This window comes from Paenibacillus sp. P4_E11 (assembly GCF_056401635.1).
The window spans coordinates 1-2611 of the sequence record NZ_JBFUIX010000316.1 but is presented as its reverse complement, the minus strand read 5'-3'; the positions used below and the strand labels follow the sequence as shown (position 1 = coordinate 2611).

At 45.3% G+C, this 2611-nt stretch carries 2 protein-coding genes and 1 riboswitch; of the genes, one reads left to right on the top strand and one right to left on the bottom strand.

The window, feature by feature from the left end; translation table 11 throughout:
- The coding region (locus AC1DWB_RS33370) for a GNAT family N-acetyltransferase (protein ID WP_477545390.1) at positions 1-1047 on the top strand (1047 nt) is incomplete at its 5' end.
- A gap of 195 nt (positions 1048-1242) precedes the next feature.
- Here the strand turns inward: AC1DWB_RS33370 and AC1DWB_RS33365 are convergent.
- Positions 1243-1842: a C40 family peptidase gene (locus tag AC1DWB_RS33365; protein ID WP_477545389.1), complete on the bottom strand. Its 600-nt coding sequence runs from the start codon at positions 1840-1842 to the stop codon at positions 1243-1245.
- A gap of 8 nt (positions 1843-1850) precedes the next feature.
- Positions 1851-2037: riboswitch (cyclic di-AMP (ydaO/yuaA leader) on the bottom strand.
- Positions 2038-2611: the final 574 nt, after the last annotated feature.

Sequence of the window (2611 nt, the reverse complement as noted above, 5' to 3'; positions counted from 1 at the left end):
GTCTTATATTATTCAGAAGGGGGCGCTGCTGCTTCAAGTCCATACGATGCCGAGAAAGTGGAACAAATGTACACCTACTTATTGAACAAGGGTGAAGTGTTCATTATCGAAGTTCAAGAATCCGGTCGCTGGAAAGCTATCGGGGATGCGGCAGTATGTACCGATTGTCTGCCCATTGTTATAGGAGATGGAAACTACCGTTCAATAGGATTAGGGAAGAGGATTCTATCGTTACTGATCCAGTACGCACGGTCACAAGGGCGAGAACGATTGCTTGTAAATGGTATATATACTTTTAATGAACGGTCACTAAGATTGTATAAAAGCCTCGGGTTCTCCGAGTTGGAGAAATATGTAGATGATGATGAGAATGAATCAATTAGGTTGGAGATGTCTATGATGAACAGTTCCCGGTTTAATCCTGGCGATACAGTTGTTCTACGACGCATATGGAATGACCAAATATATAGGGTCACTACAGCTACCGCAGTACAGGATACCCTTGACTTGATCGTATTGTATTGGGGTCCTGGTTATCCTCTCAAGTCGGGTGGGAATCTCCTTCATGTAACGTCAGAGTCCTCGGATAGCCTTCGTGATGATTCATGGGGAGGAGCGCACTTACTTATGCTTATTTCGCCCGGAGCAGCTCACGCCGTTTACGCCATGTGGGGCGAGGATCATCAATTCTGGGGCTGGTACATTAATCTTCAGGAACCTCTTCGCCGAATTCCAGTAGGTTTCGACACCACAGATTACTTGCTCGACATTACTGTGAACTCGGATCGATCGGAATGGTCATGGAAGGATGAAGCTGATTTCGAGAAGGCTGTTGCCATCGGCAAGATTTCTGCTGACCAGGCGCGTGCCATTCGATCGGAAGGGGAACGGGCAGTCCAGCTCATGTTAGGAAGGCCATCCTCTTATTATGAGGCATGGAGGAACTGGCGGCCCCCGGTAGAATGGCATTACCATCAGGCTGGAACGCATTGTATTAACACTCATGAATTGTGCTGCGGTTCGATTCCGTTCCGAGCCAACAGATAGAGAAAGCCGCCCCTGTATCCTCAGCGGCCCTTAACTAGACATGGTGTAGAGGAGCCTGATGGCTCCTTAAAAAAATGAAGGGCTGATCCTCAGAAAATAACCGTCGGATCAACCCCATCAGCATGGAACAGTATATATTTGTCTGAAGTAAGGGAAACTTATTAAAAGACTTGTACAGAATTGATCACAAACGAATTATTTGATTCTTTTTGCGTATACCAGAGATCGTTGGAACCATGTACCTTCCATCGGTTCAAACGTTACTTTACCACGTCCACCACCGGCTTGGAGAATGTAATGCTTGCCGTTGACTACACCTGCATAAATACCGACATGACCACCACCGCCGCTTGTAGACCGGTTTAATGAACCATCACCAGGATCGGCCGAGTTCTTAAAGAACAACAAGTCTCCAACTTGCAGATTTTTGAACTTGTCTTTAGAATCAAGTATCACCTGACGGCCAATACTGCTGTTGTAGCGTTGTTGGCGCGATGAACTGGAAAATTTTATATCTAGTGCACTTTTATATACCCAGGAAGTGAAATTCGAGCAATCAAAACCATAACCCGGTCGCTGCATGCCATGACGCCATTTAACGCCAAGTTGTGTTTTACCCGTTTGAATTAGTTTATTAAGCCCTACTGCTTGTTGAGTGCTTGCGACAGTTTGTGAAGATGATACCATAGATCCATCGTTGGTTGCTGCAAATGCAGATGCTTGTCCAACTCCTGTTAATGCAATGACACTGGCAAGGGTAATGACTCCCTTGGTAAAAATGGTTTTTTTGAACATGTGTGTATTCCTCCTGAATTGTATTGCCTCCGAGGTTAGTTGTCGGGTTCGGGTTGAGGAAACCCTATTTTCCACATCATTCCGAGTGATAACGAAATGAGTAATCAAAATTCACCCCTTGCTGATTGCCCGGTTAGGGAAATCAACGGAAAAGCATCCCCCGTACAAATATTTGAACTACGGTAAGTAGACCAGTTCAATTATTTGATTCGGCCCCTTAATACTACTTTTATTTAACTAGTAAAGTCACCACACAGATATTGGTACTCCTAAATGGGGCCCATGAAAAAGTTACTCTTTTTTTGGAAAAAATCAGAAAAACCTTGACATGCCCGGATTGCCCTGGAAGCGAGATCAAGATTGCACATAGCCTTAACGAGGGTGGCATGTATTCGCGGACACCTATGAAAAGACCGGAGCGTACGGACTATCGGCACATTAGTGACCGGATTCTTTTCGTATGCGGCCAATGCGGTTGGACGGGTAAGTTAAAGTAGAACTTGAGCTGGAAAATACGATAGTGAAGGAGCTGCTTGCTTGCAGCTCATAGGCCTCGGAAGTAAATTCGACAGCACCAATAATAGTAGCCGCATAACTCGATTAGGGCGCGATAGGCGCGCCCGCCTATGGGGACAGGTGGAGAGTTTTTGTATGTAGGATACAGGGCAACTAAATGGGATTGTTGTCCTTCATAAAAAGGTTTTGAACAAGCTTTCAGCATGCCGATCCCTGGTATGAGAATCCTCGTAATCTTCCAGAACATCGATAA

Coding starts and splice junctions, on each gene's coding strand:
- AC1DWB_RS33365 (WP_477545389.1), bottom strand. CDS start 1,842: ATGTTCAAAAAAACCATTTTTACCAAGGGAGTCATTACCCTTGCCAGT.